The organism is Microcystis wesenbergii FACHB-1317, assembly GCF_014696875.1.
Lineage (GTDB): Bacteria > Cyanobacteriota > Cyanobacteriia > Cyanobacteriales > Microcystaceae > Microcystis > Microcystis wesenbergii_A.
Genome location: NZ_JACJQV010000050.1, coordinates 50,223 through 66,716 on the forward strand (window position 1 = coordinate 50,223; position 16,494 = coordinate 66,716).

The 16,494-nt window shown below is 41.4% G+C and carries 18 protein-coding genes and 3 pseudogenes; 8 read left to right on the plus strand and 13 right to left on the minus strand.

Annotation, left to right across the window (positions count from 1 at the left end):
- The first annotated feature begins 55 nt into the window (after nt 1–55).
- The gene (gene dacB / locus H6F92_RS01795) at nt 56–1,480 is read left to right on the plus strand and encodes a D-alanyl-D-alanine carboxypeptidase/D-alanyl-D-alanine endopeptidase (RefSeq protein WP_190356589.1); all 1,425 of its coding nucleotides are present in this window, start codon (nt 56–58) and stop codon (nt 1,478–1,480) included.
- Between the two features lie 219 nt (nt 1,481–1,699).
- Entirely contained in the window at nt 1,700–3,178 is a 1,479-nt protein-coding gene (glgA, locus tag H6F92_RS01800; protein ID WP_190356576.1) for a glycogen synthase GlgA, read from the plus strand.
- Between the two features lie 356 nt (nt 3,179–3,534).
- Here the strand turns inward: glgA and H6F92_RS01805 are convergent, their stop codons facing one another.
- From H6F92_RS01805 to trmB, 3 genes and pseudogenes are all read right to left on the minus strand, one after another.
- Entirely contained in the window at nt 3,535–4,335 is an 801-nt protein-coding gene (locus H6F92_RS01805) for a tetratricopeptide repeat protein (RefSeq protein WP_190356577.1), read from the minus strand.
- Nucleotides 4,336–4,961 (minus strand): annotated as a pseudogene (locus H6F92_RS01810) (hypothetical protein).
- 34 nt (nt 4,962–4,995) lie between these two features.
- Nucleotides 4,996–5,631 carry a tRNA (guanosine(46)-N7)-methyltransferase TrmB gene (trmB, locus tag H6F92_RS01815; RefSeq protein WP_190356578.1) on the minus strand — a complete coding sequence of 212 codons (636 nt, stop codon included), beginning with the start codon at nt 5,629–5,631 and terminating at the stop codon, nt 4,996–4,998.
- 65 nt (nt 5,632–5,696) lie between these two features.
- Here trmB and H6F92_RS01820 point away from each other — a divergent pair, with 65 nt between their 5' ends.
- Complete coding sequence (locus H6F92_RS01820; protein WP_190356579.1) at nt 5,697–6,833, plus strand: metallophosphoesterase family protein; 1,137 nt, start codon at nt 5,697–5,699, stop codon at nt 6,831–6,833.
- A gap of 87 nt (nt 6,834–6,920) precedes the next feature.
- Complete coding sequence (locus H6F92_RS01825) at nt 6,921–7,406, plus strand: hypothetical protein (RefSeq protein WP_190356580.1); 486 nt, start codon at nt 6,921–6,923, stop codon at nt 7,404–7,406.
- A 325-nt stretch (nt 7,407–7,731) separates the two neighbouring features.
- Here H6F92_RS01825 and H6F92_RS01830 read toward each other — a convergent pair whose 3' ends face one another.
- The 6 genes from H6F92_RS01830 to tumA form a co-directional block, all read right to left on the minus strand.
- Nucleotides 7,732–8,406, minus strand: a complete 675-nt coding sequence (locus tag H6F92_RS01830; protein ID WP_190356581.1) for an HAS-barrel domain-containing protein — start codon at nt 8,404–8,406, stop codon at nt 7,732–7,734.
- A gap of 2 nt (nt 8,407–8,408) precedes the next feature.
- Nucleotides 8,409–8,603, minus strand: a complete 195-nt coding sequence (locus tag H6F92_RS01835) for an NAD(P)H dehydrogenase subunit NdhS (RefSeq protein ID WP_002766960.1) — start codon at nt 8,601–8,603, stop codon at nt 8,409–8,411.
- 613 nt (nt 8,604–9,216) lie between these two features.
- The gene (locus H6F92_RS01840) at nt 9,217–9,396 is read right to left on the minus strand and encodes a type II toxin-antitoxin system HicA family toxin (RefSeq protein WP_190356582.1); all 180 of its coding nucleotides are present in this window, start codon (nt 9,394–9,396) and stop codon (nt 9,217–9,219) included.
- Nucleotides 9,393–9,611: a type II toxin-antitoxin system HicB family antitoxin gene (locus H6F92_RS01845; protein ID WP_004163690.1), complete on the minus strand. Its 219-nt coding sequence runs from the start codon at nt 9,609–9,611 to the stop codon at nt 9,393–9,395. Before H6F92_RS01845 ends, H6F92_RS01840 begins: the two co-directional genes overlap by 4 nt.
- Nucleotides 9,612–9,840: 229 nt before the next feature.
- Nucleotides 9,841–10,224 carry a toxin TumE gene (tumE, locus tag H6F92_RS01850; RefSeq protein ID WP_190356583.1) on the minus strand — a complete coding sequence of 128 codons (384 nt, stop codon included), beginning with the start codon at nt 10,222–10,224 and terminating at the stop codon, nt 9,841–9,843.
- Nucleotides 10,214–10,444 carry an antitoxin TumA gene (gene tumA / locus H6F92_RS01855; RefSeq protein ID WP_190356584.1) on the minus strand — a complete coding sequence of 77 codons (231 nt, stop codon included), beginning with the start codon at nt 10,442–10,444 and terminating at the stop codon, nt 10,214–10,216. The genes tumE and tumA overlap by 11 nt, the downstream gene beginning before the upstream one ends.
- A 581-nt stretch (nt 10,445–11,025) precedes the next feature.
- Here tumA and H6F92_RS25610 point away from each other — a divergent pair.
- From H6F92_RS25610 to H6F92_RS01880, 4 genes and pseudogenes are all read left to right on the plus strand, one after another.
- Nucleotides 11,026–11,706: pseudogene (locus tag H6F92_RS25610) on the plus strand (WD40 repeat domain-containing protein); the annotation flags it as partial.
- Between the two features lie 402 nt (nt 11,707–12,108).
- Nucleotides 12,109–12,315 (plus strand): type II toxin-antitoxin system HicB family antitoxin, encoded by a 207-nt coding sequence (locus H6F92_RS01870; RefSeq protein ID WP_046662329.1) that lies wholly within the window; start codon nt 12,109–12,111, stop codon nt 12,313–12,315.
- A pseudogene (locus H6F92_RS01875) lies at nt 12,312–12,519 on the plus strand (type II toxin-antitoxin system HicA family toxin). Before H6F92_RS01870 ends, H6F92_RS01875 begins: the two are co-directional and overlap by 4 nt.
- Nucleotides 12,520–12,711: 192 nt before the next feature.
- Nucleotides 12,712–13,209 (plus strand): HNH endonuclease, encoded by a 498-nt coding sequence (locus H6F92_RS01880; protein WP_002785544.1) that lies wholly within the window; start codon nt 12,712–12,714, stop codon nt 13,207–13,209.
- Here H6F92_RS01880 and H6F92_RS01885 read toward each other — a convergent pair.
- From H6F92_RS01885 to H6F92_RS01900, 4 genes are all read right to left on the minus strand, one after another.
- Nucleotides 13,206–13,559 (minus strand): hypothetical protein, encoded by a 354-nt coding sequence (locus H6F92_RS01885; protein WP_190356585.1) that lies wholly within the window; start codon nt 13,557–13,559, stop codon nt 13,206–13,208. The two genes, H6F92_RS01880 and H6F92_RS01885, sit on opposite strands and share 4 nt — an antisense overlap.
- Before the next feature lie 88 nt (nt 13,560–13,647).
- Nucleotides 13,648–14,760: a hydrogenase formation protein HypD gene (gene hypD, locus H6F92_RS01890; RefSeq protein WP_190356586.1), complete on the minus strand. Its 1,113-nt coding sequence runs from the start codon at nt 14,758–14,760 to the stop codon at nt 13,648–13,650.
- 115 nt (nt 14,761–14,875) lie between these two features.
- A complete protein-coding gene (locus H6F92_RS01895) occupies nt 14,876–15,139 on the minus strand; it encodes a HypC/HybG/HupF family hydrogenase formation chaperone (RefSeq protein WP_002759304.1) in 264 nt (87 codons plus the stop codon).
- 842 nt (nt 15,140–15,981) lie between these two features.
- Nucleotides 15,982–16,494 (minus strand): transposase (locus H6F92_RS01900; protein ID WP_190356587.1); only part of this gene is annotated, 513 nt, incomplete at its 5' end.

Sequence of the window (16,494 nt, forward strand, 5' to 3'; positions counted from 1 at the left end):
GGTCACTAATGCTGCTAAATTAGAGTCAATTTACCTACTGCCAAGACTTAATTCTATGCTAACACGCCGCTCGAAATTATCTTTTCTCTTGGGGACTTGTTCCCTATTTCTCTGGGTAAACCATCCCGTCACCCTCGCAACCCCCATCAGTCAAGACAATTCCCCCCCTTCCCAGTTTATCTGTCCAGCAGACTTAGCCACCAGGATCGATCGCATTTTGGCCCGACCCGATTATCAAGGCGCTTATTGGGGAATTTTCGTAAAATCCCTTAATTCTCAGGAAAATCTCTATAGTCTCCACGAAAATAACTTTTTTACTCCCGCTTCTACTGCGAAATTATTAACCACTGCCGCCGCTTTCAGCAAATTTAACCGCGATTATCGTCTGAAAACCCCCATTTTAGCCCAGGGCAACCCCCCCGATTTAGAAACTTTAACCTTAGTCGGGAGGGGAGATGCAACCATAACCACAGAAAAGTTAGAAAAATTCGCAGAAAAGTTAAAAGCACAGGGAATTAACTCAATTTATCGCTTAATTGTCGTTGCTAGTCCTTTTGTCGTCTCCGATAGTCAAAAAACCTGGGAATGGGAAGATGTCTTTTTTGACTATGCTGTACCCGCTTCTAGCTTGGTTTTAAACGAAAATTCCGTCACTTTAAAGCTTTTACCGCGACAATTGGGGCAAAGCTTAGATTTACAATGGTCTGATCCCATTGCCGCTAAACAATGGCTAATTGAGAATCAAACCAGCACCGCAGCGCAAGGAAGCCCGAATACTCTGGCAATTAAGGGCAATTTAGCCAATAATCGCCTAATTATCACTGGTTCTCTGGCGATTGATAGTCAAGATGATTTTAATTTAGCTATTCCTCAACCTTCGGAGTATTTCCTCGCTCACTGGCGTAATATCCTTGAAAAAGCGGGAATTACCGTTAAAAACGCAGAAATTAGTTCACAGATTCTCGGCTATGAGATCACCAATTTAGAATCAGAACCCCTAGCATATTTGGTGGAAAAAGTCAATAAAAATAGCGATAATTTACTAGCCGAAACCCTACTACAAATGCTCGGCGGTGTCTCGGGATTGCAAGAAACTTTAACAAAACTGGGAATTAACAGCGATAGTTATAAAATCGGCGACGGTTCGGGGCTATCACGACAAAACCTAATTAAACCCAAGACTTTAGGTCAAATTTTACAACTAATGGCAGAAAATCCTGATTATCGGCGTTCTTTAGCCATTGGCGGCGTTGATGGCACTTTAACCAATAGATTCCGCCAGACTCCCCTAGAAGGACGATTACAGGCAAAAACCGGGACTTTAACCGGAGTTATCGCTCTCGCCGGTTATCTAGAAACCGCCGACAATCAACCCCTAATCTTTAGCATAACCGTAAATAACAGCGATCAGCCCGCCACCACCCTCAGAAACGGCATCGATGAGGTGATTTTGCTCCTAGGACAGTTAAAACGCTGTTAATCTTTAGGAGGCAAAAGGCAAAAGGCAAAAGGCAAAAGGCAAAAGGCAAAAGGCAAAAGGCAAAAGGCAGCTTTGTTCTCCCCAACACCCCACTTCCCCAACACCCCAACCCCCAACCCCCAACTAATTCGATCGAGTCATTTAATCACAGAAGCTTGTATACTTTTGTAAAAATTGCTTCTAGCTGACCTGTAGATTAATCGAGGGAGTTATTGATATATGTATATAGTTCAGGTTGCCTCTGAGTGCGCCCCGGTGATTAAAGCCGGGGGATTGGGGGATGTGGTATATGGATTGAGTCGAGAATTGGAAATTCGGGGTCATTGCGTGGAGCTAATCCTACCCATGTATGATTGTATGCGCTACGACCAAATTTGGGGCTTACACGAGGCTTATCGGGACCTGTGGGTGCCTTGGTACGGTGGGGCAATTCACTGTAACGTTTTTTGTGGTTGGGTACACGGGCGCTTGTGTTTCTTTATTCAACCCAATTCGGGGGATAATTTCTTTAATCGCGGTACTTACTATGGTTGTAAGGACGATAATATGCGTTTTGCCTTCTTCTCTAAAGCCGCTTTAGAATTTTTGCTCAGAAGTAATAAACGTCCCGATATAATTCATTGTCACGACTGGCAAACCGGTTTAATTCCGCCCTTACTTTTTGAAATTTATAAATATCATGGTATGGGCAATCAGCGCGTTCTCTACACCATCCATAACTTTAAACATCAAGGATTTGCTGGTGCGGAAATTCTCTGGGCAACAGGATTAAATAACGATACTTACTACTTTAGCTATGCCCGAATGCGCGATAACTTCAATCCTTTTGTGATTAATTTTATGAAAGGTGGGATCGTCTTTTCCAACTATTTCAATACCGTCTCACCCCACCATGCTTGGGAAGCACACCACACCGATGTTAGTTACGGTTTAGGCCATACAATTCACCAGCATCAACAGAAATTTACTGGCATTCTCAACGGTTTAGATTACAATATCTGGAACCCGGAAGTAGATAAATTTATTCCTGCACCCTATGGTATTGATAACTTCTCCGAGAAGGCACGCAATAAAAAGGCACTGCGAGAAAGACTCTGGTTAAGAGATGAGGCAGAAAAACCCTTAATTTGTTATGTCGGTCGTTTAGATGACCAAAAAGGCGTACATTTAGTTCACCATGCCATGTATTATGCCTTAGCTCGCGGGGCGCAATTTGTCCTCTTAGGTTCCGCCACCGAATCGTTAATTAATAACTGGTTCTGGCATGAGAAAAATCACCTCAATAATAACCCTGATGTTCATATTGAATTGGGCTTTAATGAGGAATTATCTCACCTGATTTATGCGGGGGCTGATATGATTGTGGTTCCCAGTAATTTTGAACCCTGCGGACTGACACAAGTAATCAGCTTAAAATATGGAACTGTTCCCATTGTCCGGGGAGTTGGTGGTTTAGTTAATACGGTTTTTGATCGCGATTATGATACCTATCACAAACCGGAAGAACGCAATGGTTTTGTCTTTTTTGATCCCGATAATAATGCCCTCGAATCAGCCATGTCCCGGGCATTGGAATTGTGGTACACTCAACCAGAAGAATTCCAAAAATTAGCGATTCAAGGTATGGAATGCGATTACTCTTGGAATCGCCCTGGGGAAGAATACGTTGCCCTCTATGAAATGATTCGCCACAAATAAACTGTCTTGTCTCTAGCAATTCCCTGGCAGTTGTCAACAGAAATTCGAGGAATAGATTTGTTGAAATTACCGGGGAATTGCTTTAGTTTTGACCGATTCCTGACTCCTAACCCCACCAACAAACTTTTTGCCGCAAACCCTACTTAGGGTCTGCTGAATAAATCTAAAAACCTTGTTGGATAAGACTTTTGGACTTTTTTCCCCTCAAAAAGTGCCAGCCATTGCGGGGATCGGGGGGGAAAATTCAGGGACTTTTTCCCTGAAAATTAGGTAGTTGACCACCTGAAAATCGATAAAACCCCACACCCCACACCCCACACCCTGCCCCCAGGAAAAGCTTTTTCATCAAACCCTACCTAGTAGAGCAGAAATGTTAACTTTGCTTGGTATTCTTGGGTGAGGGGATGACTAACTCCTAAAATCTGAAATATGGCTAACATGGCTTTTCTTGCCCCATCCTGACGATATTTTCTACTTTCTCCCACCACGCTGATCAGTTTATCTAAAGCGGCGGCATAATCTTCTTTTAATGCGGAATTAATCCCAGTCAAAAATATCGCATCGAGGGGATTATTTTCTGGTTTTAACTGTTGAAATTCTAGGAGAGTTTTCCAACCTTTGATCAGGGGATTTTCTTCTTTAATAGCACTGATTAATCGGTAAGCATCAGACCATTTTTCTAGACGCATGAGAAATTTTACCGCCATAATAACTAATCGTGGTTCGTTGGGATATTTAGGAAAAAGACGATCAAATAATTGTTTAGCTGCGGGCAAATTATCGAGGGCAATCGCTTCTTGTATTTCTGCTAATCCTGTTTCTAATTCCGATTTTAAATCGAGACGGGAAAATAAGTCTCTAATTTGTTCTTCTGGCAAAGCACCGACAAAACAGGGTAACACTTCTCCCTTGCTGACAATTCGCACATCGGGAACTCCTTCTACATCGTATTGTTCGGCTAATTCGGGATTTTTATCTATATCTATTTTGGCCAGGATAAAATTATATTCGCTTGCCAGTTTTTCTAGCATCGGTTTTACCAATTTACAGGGTCCACACCACAGAGCATAAAAGTCTAAAATCACCGTATTTAGATAGGATTTCTCGATTACTTCACTGTCAAAATTTGTCCCATCTACCTCAATAGAATATCCCATCTATTTCTCCTCTAATAACTTATTTTCAGCTAGTTTTGTCTCACTTATCTCTTTTATCCAAAGGGCTAATCCTCCCCCTCGTCCCCGGGCTGCCATCATTGTTTCTGTGATCAGAAAATAGGCAAAAAATGCCTGTTTTTTGATACTTTCCTGATAAAAATTCGCTTCACTTACCCGGCCATTTCTAATAAAACCTGAATAGAGAGAGCGGTTAAATAGAGTTAGGTTGAGCCGGGTAAAATCAAAGGCGAGAAGACGGGTTTTAGGAAAAAACTTAACCGGACCGCTTACGGATAGTTTTACCGCCCCTAAAACTATCTGATTGCTGACGGTTCCAGAGATAAATTCTCCCAGTTCTAAGCTCTCATTTCTTTGGTAAGAGATGGTAATTTTTAACCAGGATGGTAGATAGCGCCCCTTACCCAAAACAATTCCCGCTCTCTTTTTCGCTTTTTGAGTTCCTGTGATAAAGTATAATCGCCAAGTACCGACCAAAGCCTCAAAAGTAAGATTTTCTTTAGTTTTTTTAGTGTTTTTTCTTTGCTTAAGAGAAATTCCAGCAATTGAGAGACAGGGGGGCGATTATCATCCTTAAGTATTAGGGGTGAGTCGAGATTTATAACCATGATTTCAGACAGTGCCAAGATATTTTAGCTGAAGCTACCGAACTCGAAAAAGCGAGCGATAAACCGGTTGACCCTTATTATAAGTGGACTTTTCCCTCTCCGTCGGTACGGGGAAAATATTTTCCTCTAACCAGGGGGTTTGATGTTGCCGAACAAAATGGGGATGTGCTTGAAATCTCTCCGTCATTTCCAGGGCGATCGATTCCACATCCGACTGTAAAAAAACCCAGCCCCCAGCTACCATATATTTAGCCAAAGCTATGACTAATTCCGGCTGCACAACCCGACGCTTACTATGACGCTGTTTAAACCAAGGATCGGGAAATTGAATCGACACCCAAAATAACTTATCTGCGGGCAAAGATTGCAGTAAAATTTCTGGGGCAACATTCATATTGCCAAAAACAAAAGCGAGATTACTTAATCCTAACCTTTCCCGTTCCTGATTCGCTTCAATTACCAAAGGTTGACGAATTTCAATCCCCAAAAAATTAATTTCTGGATATACTTGGGCCATTTGTAACAAAAATTTACCCCGCGCACAACCAATGTCAAGATGGAGAGGTTGCGTCATATCCTGATAAACTTGATTCCAATCGGGGGGAGCGATCGGATGGCGATATTTATGACTTAAGGGATTGACGTGCTGACGAACGCGAACTTTAGCCAAAGATATTTTCTCCTCATTTCTCCTCGATCGATCTAGTTTACCGATATTTAGCCCAATTCAATGCGATGAATTTCCGTTTCGCCATTCTCAGCGATCCTCATATCGCTTTACCCACAACCATTTTGAACCATTCTAATCGCTTTCATCTGGTGGAAGTGAGTATTCCCGCTTTAAAAATTGTTTTAGACCATATCATCACCCTTAACCTCGATTTTCTGCTGATTGCTGGCGATTTAACCCAAGATGGTGAACCAGAAAATCATCGTTGGTTAGCCGATTGTTTAGCCACTTTACCCTTCCCCGTCTATGTGGTGCCGGGTAATCATGATGTTTTGAGTTTAACCGCGACGGAAAACCAGATCGGTTTAGCAGATTTTCCCTTTTATTATCAACAATTTGGTTACAGCGACCCCGAACAAATATACTACCAAAAAGAAATTTTACCCGGAGTGCAATTAATCGGTCTGAATTCTAATCAATTCGATGAGCAAGGTAAACAAATTGGCAGTTTAGATGCAGAACAATTGCATTGGTTAAAACAGACTTTACCCGCGCTAAAAAACGATCTAGTGATGGTGATGATCCATCATAACGTGATCGAGCATTTACCCGGACAAAGCAATCATGAATTAGGTAAACGCTATATGTTGGCTAATGCGGTAGAACTGCTCGATATACTACAGGAAAACGGCGTAAAATTGTTGATTACCGGCCATCTCCACGTGCAGGATCTGGCTTTTACTAGAGGTATCTATGAAATTACCACCGGTTCCCTCGTCAGTTATCCCCATCCCTACCGGGTGCTAGAATATTGCGAAAACACGGTTGAATTAGCCATAGAATCCTTTCATTTGCAAAATATACCCGGATGGGAGAATTTACCCGCTATTTCTCGGCAATGGTTAGGCGATCGCTCTTATCCTTTTATGATGCGTTTATTAACTTGCCATCCCCTCAATCTTCCCGTGAGTCTAGCGGAGGAATTAGCCCCGAAATTACGAAATTTTTGGGCAGATGTAGCCCAAGGTGACACAATCTTCGATTTTAGCGATTTTCCGCCCCTAGTACGCCGTTATTTTTACGCTTTCAGTGCCGTCGATCCCCTCGGTAATCCTCATTTTATCGACAATCAAGCCGTAATTAGTTTCAAGCATCAGTTCGGTTATCAGCGATCAAACTTGCTGGTAGAGTTGAGAGAATAGCTGCAATAAATAATTAACTATAGCTATAGTTATGGCACTATCCGGCAGCGCAGCCGCTATATTGGAAGAAAATGTCAAAAAAAATCAATGGAAGCAATTAAAAAGGAATTAAAAAAAATCGGTTCTCTTGCCCTCTTTTTTTTCTTGGCTTTCGGTTATATTCTTCTGATCATGAAATTATTTCTGGAAGAGTATTCGATTACCACCTACGTTTTGGGTAAAGCGATCTTAGGGGCGATCATTGCCGCAAAAACCGTGGCCATTCTCGACGCAGCCATGAAGCTAGAATGGTTAGAAAATCGACCCCGTTACCTTAGCGTTCTGTATCGAACCTTTGTTTACACCCTAGCAGCACTGATTCTCGGCTCGATCGAGGGTTTTCTGGAAGCTTATCGGGGAACGCGGGTAATTTCGGAGGCAATGGCCAAATTTTGGCAAAGGGAAAGTTTCTCTCAAATCCTTGCGGTTACTCTCTGTCTCGCAGTGGTTTTTTGTCTCCACAATCTCTGGCACGAAATCGATCGCTATTGGGGTAAAGGCACGTTGAGAAAATTTTTTCTCGGTCGCTCCTAAAGTACAGCAGTTATCTTAATGGTGAAGTTTTTGGGGAGTTGGTCGTCAGGAGACAGGGATTTAGGGAGATGGGAAATACCCCAACACCCCACTACCCCAACACCCGACACCCTGCCCCCAGGAAAAACTTTTTGCCGCAAACCCTACTTATGATACTTGACCAATTTTTGAACCTAGAAGGAATCTCTATTCAAGGCTATCGACTGCATTTGCGAGAATAGCCAAGGGTTGCTGATTTTTTTATTAACCACAAAGACACAAAGGACACAAAAAGAGGGAGTGAGGGATTTTCACTACTCTAATAGCGCCCAGATAGCCGAATAATCTAAGCGTGAATATGAATTTGACTAAGAATATAACGCAAGCGATCGTAATCATCTTTGAGTAAAACACTTAACTGTCTGCCCACATTTACTAACCATTGTCGATCGGCTTGACGCAATTGATACATCTGACGGATAGAAGCAGCTGCCAAAGCTTCCACGGGAGTATTTTTGACCTGTAATAAAATTCTTAAAAAGTCTAATTGTTCACTAAAATAAACCACTTCTAACGACTCACATTGATAAACCGCCTGATGAATTTGTGGAGGCCGGGGAGGAATGTATTGATAGATATAACCTCGCCCGGCACCATTGCCATTAACTTGTCCCGGCAGGGTTTCAAAACCGACAATAGTTGCCCGAAATTCCGTTTTTAACATAGCGAAAATCTGCGGCTGTTGTTCCCGCAATTCAGCCAAAGATAACCCCAAAGCTCTAGCGCGATGTACCGAATCGATCGGGGCAGTGGTGGCAAAGGTGACAATCCCAAAAATCTTATTACCCGTTTCTTCATCGTAGGCTTTTACCCAACTACCAAAAGCGGGCATAAAAGGAAAGTTTAACTCCTCTGGTTCCAAACATTGCGCTAAAAACTCGGTCGTCGTCGTCTCGATAACTTCGGCGATATGATCGGGATGGCGGTTATCGATGGCCAATTGCGGTAAGGGTGGACGCATGGTTATTTTTTGCCTTTAGCCGGGGCAATAATTACTTCTTCTAATTCCGAGAGATTAAAGGTGACTAACTTATCCCAGTTGCCCCCCTCAAAAAGAACGGCCACTTTCCCATCGCTTAAACGCTGGGCTAAACCTTCAAATTTATAGTAGGTATCATCGGGATTGCTGACTCGAACGGTACTACCTGGCAAAATCATAGGATTGACGACGAAATTATAATTAACTGTCTCTTAGCTTATCAAAAATTAGTGATCAGGGAGTCGGCTGGCAATAAGATGAAATATGAGGGGATTTGGCATCATCCCCAGAGGACAGGCTATTTACTGAATCACTGAAAAAAGCTCCCCACTTCCCCAACAATGAATAATAGGTTCCCATCTCAGGGCTCTGTACTACCATTCGGGGTAAATTCAAGCGATCTCCAGACATCTATGAGCAAGGTTCTCCTGTTGAATGCCTCCTAAGAACCGCTAAATGTTACCAGTTGGTGGCGCGGGATCATTCCGATTAGGCGATCGCAATTCGTTGATCAGGCGACAATTGTTGTACTGCTGAAATCAGCTGTTCTAAGGTTACGGGAATGGTTCTCATCGATTTTGCTTTAATAATTTAAAATTTGCTCTATTCAACTCTCAATTTTAACAGATCGCCCTTCCCCCCCCCAAACAACGATCACCCATCCCTCAAAAAACGATCGCCCTCAATCCCACCCACAAAAACGATCGCCCTCAATCCCACCCACAAAAACGATCACACCCAACCCCACCCACAAGAGTGATCGCACTTCAACCCCACCGACAGGCGATCGCACTATTGGGCATTCAGGTTTCTGAGAATTTTTTGTGCTAAAAATTCTTTGATTTCTGTATGTCGCGGTACAGCTTCAATGACCCCAGTTTGAGGGTTAATCCAAAGAGAATGAGAAGCACCCTCTCGCTTAAGATAACAACCAGCTTTCCGCAACTTTTTTTCTAATTCTTTACGTTTCATGGAATGGAAATTGTCTCCTCGATCGCTTCTTTTGGTAGTCCTCGACGAATATCAGCTAAACGATCTTCAAAAATTAGTTGAATAGCACTTTTTAAGCTTTCTTTGGCTTCTTCAATGGTTTCTCCTTGACCATTTGCACCTAGGACTTCAGGACAAATCGCCCAGTATCCCCCTTCTGTTGCTGCTTCAATGATGGCGGTGAATTCTCCTTTCATGACAATCTCCTTTGATAATTTATGAATTATTCGATAATTTATGAATTAGCGTGCTGCTACGCAGTGCCTTCAACATCGCACTCTCAATCAAAATATCACAAGATCACGACACAAGATTAGAGCATCCTGGGGATGATGTTGGGTTGAGTACCGATCACCCAACCTACCAGATCCAGCGATCGCACTACAAGATATACAAGATCAGATGATCGCATTAAATAGGTTTTATTCACCTCAATAACTCTGTTGCTTCTTTTAAGACTTGAGTAATTTCAGGTTTGTGACAACTAATTACATCGTTTGGTAAATGCTTGTGATGGGGAAAAGTAGAGAGATTGGGAAAGTGAGGGGTACTATCATAACGAAAAACCAGGTTGTTTTTTTCATCTTGGAAATGGTAACGATAATCTAGGAATTCTAAGTAATTGTCTGTGATTACTATAGCTTCGTTTATTTCTAATAAATGGGTCTGATTGAAACGCAACCTAATTCTTAAATTGGCTCTTTGTGATGTCAGTATTTCTTCTTGATAAAGTTCTACATAGGCATTTTCACACTGCACAATTGCTTGCTCTACTTGATTGAGGTAATCAGATAAAAGTTTAAGCAGCATGATTTAATCTTTGTTCTAATTCTTGACGCAAAGCAAGGTAATGACGATAATCGTTTGCCCATTCTATAAATATTAGATCATCTGACAATGTTCCCTGATTGTATTCTTTATAAAAATCTTCGGAATCCATTTTATGTTGGTTCTCATAGACGCTAAGTCGCTTGGCAACAGCAATCAAAGCATCTAAAGATGATGTATATTGAATGGTCTGTTTACGCATTTTTCTTTTACTCCAAAATAATGATATTTTGATTATAAACGATTGCGCTCAAACAAAAACATAAATACTAGGGTGCGCTCTTCGATAGTGTAACGCACCAGTTTAATGATAAAGTTGATGTGTTACGGCGGATTGTTAATTTGAGTTTTTTATCAAAGATTATCGCCGCCTAACCCACCCTACAAGAGCGGCAAGCTTACTATTAAAAATTGTTTTGATCTAAGATTGAATCAGCAATATTTTATTGGGAGTATCAAACAATGGAACCAATTTCTCTGATTGTCACCGCCTTGACTGCCGGTGCGGTTGCTGCGGCTAAAGACACGGCGGAAAAAGGCGTTAAAGATGCATATCAAGGTTTTCAAACCTTGATTAAGCGTAAATTTGCTAATGATGCTTTGGCACAAGCAATGGTAGAGGCAAAACCAGAGGATATCAAGAAAGCTGAAGGTTTGTTAAAAGATAAAATTGTCGAAGCGGGGGTTGATAAAGATCATGAAATCACTAAATTAGCCCAAGATTTACTAGACAAGCTCCAAGAACAACCCGGTGGACAACAAATTATCACCCAAAATATTAGTCTGGACACAGACAGGATTTTTCGCGCTTGGCAGGAGCGTTTGCGGGGGGCGATGGGGCAATGGCAGCAGACGCAGGGGGATGAAGGCTCATGGTTGCGCGGGGCGGCGTTGGCGGAGGCAGAAGAACAACTGAAGCAACGCCCAGAAGATATTAGCCAAAGTGAACAGGATTTTATTAAGCGGAGTCTTCAGGAACGAGAACGTATGAAACAAGCCGAAGCAGCCCCCAGGCGGCGGGAAATTAGAACCACTTGGAGGATTGCTGCGGGTTCCTTGGTGGCGCTGGTGGTTAGTACGGGATCGGGTTTGATGGCTTGGCAAAAAACACAACAAGAAGGCCTTTTCTGCAGCGTTAATTTTAGTCCCGACGGCAAGACTTTGGTGAGCGGTAGTGGGGACGGACCCATCGAACTCTGGAATGTAGAAACAGGCAAGGAAATCCGCACCCTCAAGGGGCATTATTACCCTGTCAGAAGCGTTAATTTTAGTCCCGACGGCAAGACATTGGTGAGCGGTAGTGATGACGGGACTATCAAACTCTGGAATGTAGAAACAGACTGGGATTTAGATGCTTTAATGGGGCGTAGTTGCGATTGGATACGAGGTTATTTGGCGAATCCTAATTCTGGTGTTAAGGAGGAGGATAGGCATTTGTGTGATGGGATTGGTACAAAGAATTAGCCCACCAATTTAATAATAAAGTTGCTCTGTTACAGCCGATTGTTAATTTAGGTTTTTTTTCAGAGATAATCGCTACAAACAGAAACATAAATCGTAGGGTGCGTTAGCCAAAGCGTAACGCACCAATTTAATAATTAAGTTGGTGCGTGGGGCGCGGATTATTAATACTAAATCCGTTGAGTAACGCACAGAAAACGGGTTTCTCGGAGAAACCCGTTTTCTGCTCATGCACTCAGGCAAAAAGGGGAATAAATAATCAGTCTTTAATAACCAGATTTAGTATAACTTGTTTTTTTGTCAGAGATTATCGCCACAAACACGCACCCTACAAGATCAGGCTTACACAAAAAAACAATTTATGTTATTATTAAAATAAATCTCAGTCAATAAAAAATATTTATTATGAATATCAAAGTGGTTGTCTGGCAAGAAGATGATGTTTGGTGTGCAACTGTACCAGCTTTGTCTGGTTGTCATACTTGGGCAGAAAATTATGATGATTTGATGGTCATGGTTAAAGAGGCAATAGAAGGCTGGTTAGAAGTTTCTCATGAAAAAAAATTACTTGATCGAAAAGAGAATCAGCAATTAGTGGAGATTTCTGTATGAAGTCAATCTCAGGTAAAAAAATTATGTAAAGTCGTTGAAATATTTGGCTGGAAATTGGCAAGAATTAAAGGAAGTCATTATATCTATACCAAAGAAAATGTTTCGGCAATTATTGTTATACCAATACATGGAAATCGAGATTTACCGATAGGAACATTAAAAGGTATTCTCAAAGATTCAGGATTAACTGAAGATGATATTTGACAACGTAACGCACCAATTTGATGATAAATTTGGGCGTGGGGCGCGGATTATTAATTTTAGTTTTTCATCAGAATTAGTAACCGCAAACACGCATCCTGCCAGATCTATACTCAACGGATTGAGTATAATAGGTTCCAATCCCAGGGATCTGTGTTACCATTCGGGGTAAATTCAAGCGATCTCCAGACACCTATGAGCAAGGTTCTCGTGTTGAATGCCTCCTACGAACCGCTAAATATTACCAGTTGGCGGCGCGCGATCGTTTTATTGTTGAAAGGAAAAGCTGAATCCCTAGAACATAACGGAAAAGTGGTTTGTCGTGACTTACCCCTACCTTCTGTTATCCGTCTTAGGCAATACGTCCGTGTTCCCTACAAGGAAATTCCTTTAACCCGTCGTAATATTCTCGAACGAGATCATCACACCTGTCAATACTGTCTCTACCGAGGTGAACAATTAACCATCGATCATGTGATTCCCCGTTCTCGCGGAGGGGGTGATACCTGGGAGAATCTAGTGGCGGCTTGTGTGCGTTGTAATGTGCATAAGGGCAATCGTACACCAAAAGAGGCCAATATGTCCCTACGCGCCCAGCCGCGTCGTCCCTACAGTAGTCTCCACTTTGAGCTATTAAAGCACACCAGGGGCAATCACAATCACGAATGGCGTAAATATGTCATCGGTATTTAGGGTGAAAAAGGCATGGTGAAACCAAGACCAAAATTGATTCCCATGCCATTATTATTAGTCTGGGTGCGAGGATTGGCAACTCCCGTGCCTAGATAAACCGAACAACCGCGACAGGGGGAATTGACTCGGTAGCGCACCGCCATGGGATCATTGGGATCGGTGATAGTTACTCCCTGATGGTTTAAATCTTTAATTAGATTGGTGACGGGTTTGAAAAAATCGGCGCTGGGGGGTTGACTTGGTTGCAGTTCTAGGCTTTGTTCTTGGGAAGCAAGAACAATTTCCGAAGTGATAATTAGCAGTAGAGAGGTGGTTAAGCCAAATAAACCCAGATTATTTTTGATTTTCATCTTTTTTATTACCGAGAGATTGTTAATTTCCTCCGGTAATAATTATAGCGTTTTCTCACTGGAAAGGAACCTAATCAGTAAAAAAAATTTACTGATTTTTACCATACTTATAATAAGCGGCACAAGCACCTTCACTAGAAACCATACAAGTACCGATGGGATGTTCGGGAGTACAAGCAGTACCAAATACTTTACATTCCCAGGGTTTTAAAACACCTTTAAGAATTTCGCCACACTGACAAGCTTTGTGATCTTTAACACGCTGATTGGGTAAAGTAAATTTCTTCTCCGCATCAAAATTACTGTACTCATCTCGCAGTTTTAACCCTCCTTGAGCAATTTCTCCTAAACCTCGCCATTCAAACTGATCCCGCAGTTCAAAAACTTGCTTGATTGCCGATAAAGCGACTCTATTTCCTTGATTTTGTACCACTCGATCGTACTGATTTTCGATCTCACATCTCTGCTCATCTAATTGTTTTAATACCATCCAAATTGATTGGAGAATATCCAAAGGTTCAAACCCAGAAACTACCACAGGTTTATGATATTCTTGGGCAATAACTTGATAGGGTTCTGTGCCAATGACCATGCTAACATGACCGGGACCAACAAAACCGTCTAACTGTAAATCTGGGTTATCTAACAAAGCTTTCAGAGCGGGAATAATCACCACATGATTAGAAAATAAACTAAAATTAGTGATACCATCTCTTTGCGCTTCTAAAACAGTTAAAGCTGTGCTAGGAACGGTGGTTTCAAAACCTAATGCTAGAAATATTACTTCTTTATCGAGATTTTCTCTGGCAATTTTTAAGGCATCGCGAGGAGAATAAACCATGCGAATATCATCACCTTTTGCTCGCGCTTGCAGCAGACTCAAATGGGAACCGGGGACACGCATAGTATCGCCAAAAGTTGTCAGAATTACGTTCGGTTGTTGTGCGAGAAAAATGGCATCATCTAAACGACCTCGCGGCATCACACAAACGGGACATCCGGGACCATGAATTAATTCGATAGTTTCGGGAAGTATTGCCTCGATACCGTATTTAAAAATTGAGTGGGTATGACCCCCACAAACCTCCATAATTTTAGTAACTTTTCCCCGCTTTTCAGAGATTCTTATCGATAATTGTTCAATTGGTTGAATTAATCCTGACGCTTTAACGGGATCACGAAATTCATCAACGTATTTCATAGTTTATCTCCTTTAATTATAATTTTTAGCTGTCGGTCGTCAGTAATAATTGCCGTGATTTACATTTCTTAAGATAGACAATATAATTAATTTAGTATGTGACTACTTAAGAACATTAATTATGATTAAATTCTGCCTCTAATTCCGCTAATTGTGTTAATAAATTTAAGGTTTCTTGCGCCTCATCTTCATCAATTCGATTCATAGCAAAACCCACATGAACTAATACCCAATCCCCTACACAAGTATTAGCGGGATGGTCTTCATCAACAATGCAAGTAATATTTACTTCTCTTTTTACACCCCCCACATCGACGAGAGCGAGATGATGGTTTTCATCAATAATTGCTGTAATTTGTCCCGGTATGCCTAAACACATAGTTTTTACCTTAAATCTAGTTTTTGTTAATTATGCGCCGATTTTTGGGCTAGAGATTGCAGTAATATCAACTGACGGCCCTTCTCATAAAGATGAAGTATAACCTAATTTGGTATTGACGACCGACGACCGGCTCCCGAAAAGGAAAACGTAATCAAAGGTTATCCTTTTTACTTGGTCTTACCTGCCATTCTGGACTATTGCCCTCAAGAACAGCTTTTTTTCCCGTATCTTTTTTAAGATTTCCCCTATCCCAGACTCTGAACAGTATCTAGGCAAGGGTAAAACTTTTGTAAGTACCTAGGGTTTGCCGAAAAAGTCTGAAATGCCGATAGGAAAAAGGTTTCGACTCAATAAAGTCTAGAAAAAGGGCAGCAAAAAAGGTAAAATACCCTAAAAGCCTGGCACTTTTTTTGGTACACATGTATCGAATAGCCACCGCAACTCCATCAGAACCCGAATCATTTCAACTCCCCTTTGGCGGAAAACTATCAGATGAAAACCGTTGGGTTATAGCGGTTTTCAGTCTAATAAGGTATAGTAAATCCCTTGATAGATAGGCGTTTCAGCGTTTCAATCGGGACTCACTTCTGTGAAAACCGCTATACCCGCATTTCTCACAAACTGAATTGAGAACCTAATTTAGAGGTTGAGAGTTGTGTTTTTAAAAATTAAGAAAAACTCTGAAGGTTGCCGAGGGATAATTCGACAAAACTGGCCAAATTTTTGCGGAATCAACCGATAAAATCTGGTCAATTATTCAAAATTTTCATGATAAAACAGGCTGAATTTATGAACAGCCCTTTTTAAAATTATTTGGTTGTTTTTGAGAACTATTCGACTTATCCAGGAGCAGGAAGTCCTTGAATTCTGGAGTAAGCTATCACTAAAATATCTTGATAAGGACAAGAACTAGCGATGGCGATTAAAACTCTTCTAACGCTCACAGTAATTCTCGCCCCCAATTTCAGAAAATTAAGACGAATTGTTCCTACTGTTGCTTGGGCAAAAGCGGTTTTAGATAAGCAATTTTGACGAAAAGCCGGCATCAAGACATAAGCCATTGATGATAGCCAAAGTCTTAATTGATTACTCTCGAATGTCTGGGTTGAAGTCCGGTCAGCAAATAAATCTAGTTGTTGTTCTTTAAGACGATTTTCCATTTCTCCTCTAGGGCAATATTTGTCTGTATAAAGCTTTGAGGGGAGGATTTTTGAAGCTGGTAAAGATGTGACAACATGACGAATTTTTAATCCTTTACTACCATAACAAACTTTGGTAACAACTCTTCTTGAACGACTCCAAGATTGTTGAGTTTTGTAGCTAAGAGAGCGATAAAAAGTCGATTCTGGAAC

Coding starts and splice junctions, on each gene's coding strand:
- dacB (WP_190356589.1), top strand. CDS start 56: ATGCTAACACGCCGCTCGAAATTATCTTTTCTCTTGGGGACTTGTTCC.
- glgA (WP_190356576.1), top strand. CDS start 1,700: ATGTATATAGTTCAGGTTGCCTCTGAGTGCGCCCCGGTGATTAAAGCC.
- H6F92_RS01805 (WP_190356577.1), bottom strand. CDS start 4,335: ATGGGATATTCTATTGAGGTAGATGGGACAAATTTTGACAGTGAAGTA.
- H6F92_RS01820 (WP_190356579.1), top strand. CDS start 5,697: ATGAATTTCCGTTTCGCCATTCTCAGCGATCCTCATATCGCTTTACCC.
- H6F92_RS01825 (WP_190356580.1), top strand. CDS start 6,921: ATGGAAGCAATTAAAAAGGAATTAAAAAAAATCGGTTCTCTTGCCCTC.
- H6F92_RS01830 (WP_190356581.1), bottom strand. CDS start 8,406: ATGCGTCCACCCTTACCGCAATTGGCCATCGATAACCGCCATCCCGAT.
- H6F92_RS01835 (WP_002766960.1), bottom strand. CDS start 8,603: ATGATTTTGCCAGGTAGTACCGTTCGAGTCAGCAATCCCGATGATACC.
- H6F92_RS01840 (WP_190356582.1), bottom strand. CDS start 9,396: ATGAAACGTAAAGAATTAGAAAAAAAGTTGCGGAAAGCTGGTTGTTAT.
- H6F92_RS01845 (WP_004163690.1), bottom strand. CDS start 9,611: ATGAAAGGAGAATTCACCGCCATCATTGAAGCAGCAACAGAAGGGGGA.
- tumE (WP_190356583.1), bottom strand. CDS start 10,224: ATGCTGCTTAAACTTTTATCTGATTACCTCAATCAAGTAGAGCAAGCA.
- tumA (WP_190356584.1), bottom strand. CDS start 10,444: ATGCGTAAACAGACCATTCAATATACATCATCTTTAGATGCTTTGATT.
- H6F92_RS01870 (WP_046662329.1), top strand. CDS start 12,109: ATGAATATCAAAGTGGTTGTCTGGCAAGAAGATGATGTTTGGTGTGCA.
- H6F92_RS01880 (WP_002785544.1), top strand. CDS start 12,712: ATGAGCAAGGTTCTCGTGTTGAATGCCTCCTACGAACCGCTAAATATT.
- H6F92_RS01885 (WP_190356585.1), bottom strand. CDS start 13,559: ATGAAAATCAAAAATAATCTGGGTTTATTTGGCTTAACCACCTCTCTA.
- hypD (WP_190356586.1), bottom strand. CDS start 14,760: ATGAAATACGTTGATGAATTTCGTGATCCCGTTAAAGCGTCAGGATTA.
- H6F92_RS01895 (WP_002759304.1), bottom strand. CDS start 15,139: ATGTGTTTAGGCATACCGGGACAAATTACAGCAATTATTGATGAAAAC.